A 4455-nucleotide genomic window follows, 5' to 3' on the forward strand; every position below is an offset into this window, starting at 1 on the left:
AAAGTTAAAGGCTGGAGGTGAAAAAATCCAGTATTCACAAGGGTTTGACGCAAGGTTTTAACTCTGGTTATCGTAGCCCACCCAACGGTGGCCGGCGCGTCACACGGAGTTCGTTTTGACCCCTCGTTCGCATGAAACCGCGCTGTCCCGTTGGTCACACGAGCATTGGCTGCTCGCCGGACTGAGCGGCTTCCTCGGTACCGCCCTTATCGCTATCGTGCCCGGTTTCGCGCAGGCCATGCGTCAGCCGGTCACCACCGACAGCGCACAGACCGTCGATCTGGTACTTCCGCCGATGGGCAAGGCCGAATCCGACGCCTCCGCCGGTGGCTGGCAGTTCGTGCAGATCGAACGCGGCCAGACCATCAGCCAAGTATTCAAGCAAGTCGGCATCCCTCTTTCGGTGATGCGCGACATGATGAAGCTTCCCGAGACCCGCAAGAGCTTTTCGAACCTCGGCCCCGGCAAGGAGCTCGCGTTCGAGCTCGACCGCAACGACCAGCTCAAGACCCTGCGCTTTGACCGCAGCGACGCCGAGCGCATCGAGATCAGCGTCAAGGACGGCAAGGTCAGCCAGAAGATCATTCCGCGTCCACAGGAACAATACGTCGCAGTCGCCTCCGGCACGATCACCCGCTCGTTCGCTTCCGACGCCCGCCGCGCCGGCCTGACCACGGGCTCGATCAACAAGCTCGCCAACGTCTTCAAGTATGACGTCGATTTCGTCGAGGACCTGCGCGACGGCGACACCTTCGAAGTCGTCTACGAAGATCAATGGCGCGAAGGCGAGCGTCTGCGCAACGGCGATGTGCTGGCTGCGCGCATCGTCACCAAGAAGAAGACCTATACCGCTTTTTATTTTGAACACGACGGCAAGGCCGAGTATTTCGACGAGAAGGGCAACCCGCTCAAGAAAGTGCTGATGCGCATTCCGATCGAATACGCGCGCCTGTCATCGACTTTCGGCATGCGCAACCATCCGGTGCTCGGCCGCATGCGCATGCACAAGGGCGTGGACTACGCCGCTGCCACTGGCACGCCAATCATGGCCGCCGGTGACGGCAAGGTCGATTTCGTCGGCTGGAAAAACGGCTACGGCCGCGTCGTTATCCTCGACCACGGTCAGGGTCGCAGCACGCTTTACGGCCATATGTCGGCCTGGGGCAAAGAAAAAGTCGGCCAGCGCGTCAATCAGGGTTCGACGATCGGCTATGTCGGCATGAGCGGCCTGGCTACTGGTCCGCACCTGCATTACGAATTCCGCGTCAACGGCAACCAGGTCAATCCACTCAGCGTCACCATGCCCAAGCCCGCGCCACTGGCCGGGACGGAAATGGCCCGCTTCCAGGCAACCATCGCGCCAGCACTGGCACGCATGGAAGTGATGCAGAAGACCACGCGCCTGGCCGTGCGCTGAGGCGCCATGGCGGACCCGCACCTGCGTTCCGCCAACCACATGAACGACGATGATGGCCGAGTCTTTCTCGGTCTGATGTCCGGCACCAGCGTCGATGGCATCGACGCCGCGCTGGTGCATTTCGATCCCGCGCCGCGACTGCTATTCGCGCATACCTTTCCGATGACGCCGGCGCTGGCCGCCGACGTACTACGCCTATCGCAAGCACAGGCGCGCGTGACGCCCGACGAGATCGGCGCACTCGACACCCTTCTGGGCATCGCGTTTGCGGAAGCCGCCAACGGCCTGCTCGATCACGGCGGAATCAAACCCGAAGACGTCACAGCGATCGGTTCGCATGGCCAGACCTTGCGACACAATCCCAATGGCGTGGCGCCTTTCACGATGCAACTCGCCGACGCCAACATCATCGCCGAGCGCACCGGCATCACCACCGTCGCCGATTTCCGCCGCCGCGATGTCGCCGCCGGCGGCCAGGGCGCGCCGCTGGTGCCTGCCTTCCACGCCGCGATCCTCCGCGACGCTGCGGAAGATCGCGCAGTGCTCAATCTCGGCGGTATCGCCAACCTGAGCCTGTTGCCCGCGAAAGGCGCCGTGCGCGGTTTCGATACCGGGCCCGGCAACGGTTTGATGGATGCCTGGTGCCTGCGCCATCGCGGCGAGCGCTTCGATACCGGCGGCGCCTTCGCAGCGCAGGGCAAGAGCAACGAGGCGTTGCTGCAACGCCTGCTCGACGAACCCTGGCTGCAACTGCCGCCGCCGAAAAGCACCGGCCGCGATCAATTCCATCTCGACTGGCTCGAGCAAAAATCCGCGGGCCTCGCACTCTCCATCGAGGACGTGCAGGCGACGTTGCTCGTCTTCACCGCACACACAGTGGCCGATGCCCTGCGCTCGCAGATGCCGGATTGCCGACGACTGCTGATCTGCGGCGGCGGCGTGCACAACCCAGTGCTGATGGCGCGGCTCGCGCTGGAATTGCCGGGCATCGAAATCGCCAGCACCGCCGCATTCGGCATCGATCCGGATTTCATGGAAGCCATGGCTTTCGCCTGGCTGGCTCGGGAAACGTTGGCGGGACGACCGGGAAATCTTCCCGAAGTCACCGGCGCGAAAGGCCCGCGCGTTCTCGGCGCCATCTTTCCGGCCTGACCACGGCAATCAGCGGGGCGGCGGATCTTTCAGCTTTTCGAAATCCTGGTCGAGCATATAGGCCGGCGCGTCGTCAGGCAGGCCGCTGAACGCTGCCATCGCTTCCTTGAACGCCCGCGTTTCCTCATCGCCCCAAGCGCCGGCCAGCCGCGCGATATCGCCAGGCACTGGCGCCTCATCCGGCCCGGCCATGCCCAGCGCCTGCTTCACCAGATGCAGGATCACATCGTTGAGCGGCCAACCTTTTTGCCGCGCCAATTCCTTGATGCGGTTGGCGACGGTCTCATCGATGTCGCGTAGCAGGAAGTCGGCCATGGGTTCTGGGTTTGCTGTCCTTGATCGGACCGAAGCGCTTCAGACTACCCTTCCAACGCTCGCGCGGGAAGCCGGGTGACGGGTGTTGCGGGTTTGGCGTCAGTGTTGCTTCAGCCACACCACTCCGGCCCAGCCCCGGTTATCAGACCGCAGCATCGTCAGTATCCAGTCGCGACCAGAGATAAAGAAACAGCGCGGTCGCTGGCATCACCGCCACGGTCGCGATGATGAAGTAAGTACCGTAACTCGTGGCCTCAACGATGCCGCCGGCGAACACGCCCAGCACTTTGCCCGGCAGGTTCACCATCGAACTGAGCAGCGCGTACTGCGTCGCTGTGTGTCGACGGTTCACGAGCGATGACAGGAACGCTACTGCGGCGGTACCGAGGAAGCCCAGCGTGAGGTTTTCGCAGGAGATCACCAGCGTCAGCGCCGCGAGATTGCCGGGATGCCCGATCAACCAGACATAAAGCAGGTTACAGCTAGCGCACAATACGATGGAGGCCAACAACGGCTTGCGCCCCCCCCAACGGGCAATCGCAACGCCGGCGAGGAAAACACCGACGAGACCGATCCAGACACCGTAGATTTTGGTGATGGTGCCCACTTCGGTCTTGCTGAAGCCCATGTCGAGATAGAACGGACCCATGATCCCACCCACCAGCGCCTGCTCGGGGATCTTGAACAACAAGATGAATAGCAGCGTCAGCGATGCGAGCTGCCAGCCGTAGCGACGAAAGAAATCGGCATAGGGCTCGGCGATGCTTTCGCGCATGGCCTGCCCCCAGGTCGCCGGAGCAATCCGGTAGTTCTCAGGCTCGCGGGCGAAAAGATTCGCCGCCATCGGGAGCAGCATCAGCAGCGCCATCGCCTGATAGACGGTTGCCCAGGCGACATGGTCGGCAAGAATCAGTGCGACGGCGCCAGCCAGAACCAGGCCGATCCGGTAGCCGAGCGAATAGGTTGCCACCAAGGCACCCTGTGCCGACATCGGTGCGATCTCGATCCGATAGGCGTCGACGGCGATGTCCTGGGTCGCGCCAGCAAATGCCACGATCAAGGTCAGCGCCACAAATAGTTCCAACTGCGCTGGCGTGACGAACGCCATGCCGAGCAAACCGGCAAGCACGCCCGCCTGCGCTAGCAGCAACCAACTCCGGCGTCGGCCCAGACGCGATAGCCAGGGCAGGCTCACGTTGTCGAGCAGTGGCGCCCAAAGAAATTTCAACGCGTAGGTCATGCCCGCGCTGGCAATCCAGGTGATTTCCTTGAGGACAATGCCGTTCTCCTTCAACCAATAGGCGAGCGTGCCCGCGACCAGCAGGAATGGCAGGCCGGAGGAAAAACCAAAGAAGAACATCGTCCAGGCAGCGGGCTGGGTGAAAGCCGCCCAGACCGAAGGTTTGGCGTTGACCTCACTCATGCGTAATCCACCGCATACGGCGCGTGGTCGGAAAAACGCGGATCGGCGGTGATCGCGCAACTCTTCAGTTGCTCACGCAGGTTCGGCGTCACGATCTGGTAGTCGATGCGCCAGCCGACATTCTTGGCGCGTGCCGCGCCGCGCTGGC

4 protein-coding genes and 1 pseudogene are annotated in these 4455 nt (G+C 62.7%); 2 read left to right on the plus strand and 3 right to left on the minus strand.

Annotated features, from left to right (window positions below; all coding sequences use genetic code 11):
- Window positions 1-115 precede the first annotated feature (115 nt).
- Together VKM35_RS04520 and VKM35_RS04525 are read left to right on the plus strand one after the other, a co-directional pair.
- Complete coding sequence (locus VKM35_RS04520; protein ID WP_324318801.1) at window positions 116-1417, plus strand: M23 family metallopeptidase; 1302 nt, start codon at window positions 116-118, stop codon at window positions 1415-1417.
- A gap of 6 nt (window positions 1418-1423) precedes the next feature.
- Window positions 1424-2569, plus strand: a complete 1146-nt coding sequence (locus VKM35_RS04525; RefSeq protein ID WP_324318803.1) for an anhydro-N-acetylmuramic acid kinase — start codon at window positions 1424-1426, stop codon at window positions 2567-2569.
- Window positions 2570-2578: 9 nt separating this feature from the next.
- Here VKM35_RS04525 and VKM35_RS04530 read toward each other — a convergent pair whose 3' ends face one another.
- The 3 genes and pseudogenes from VKM35_RS04530 to VKM35_RS04540 form a co-directional block, all read right to left on the minus strand.
- Window positions 2579-2884 carry a hypothetical protein gene (locus VKM35_RS04530; RefSeq protein ID WP_324318805.1) on the minus strand — a complete coding sequence of 102 codons (306 nt, stop codon included), beginning with the start codon at window positions 2882-2884 and terminating at the stop codon, window positions 2579-2581.
- A 142-nt stretch (window positions 2885-3026) separates the two neighbouring features.
- Window positions 3027-4307, minus strand: a complete 1281-nt coding sequence (locus VKM35_RS04535; RefSeq protein ID WP_414636555.1) for an AmpG family muropeptide MFS transporter — start codon at window positions 4305-4307, stop codon at window positions 3027-3029.
- A pseudogene (locus tag VKM35_RS04540) lies at window positions 4304-4455 on the minus strand (exodeoxyribonuclease III); the annotation flags it as partial. The gene VKM35_RS04535 and the pseudogene VKM35_RS04540, both read right to left, overlap by 4 nt.

The sequence above is a fragment of the Arenimonas sp. genome (assembly GCF_035312645.1).
Classification (GTDB): domain Bacteria; phylum Pseudomonadota; class Gammaproteobacteria; order Xanthomonadales; family Xanthomonadaceae; genus Arenimonas.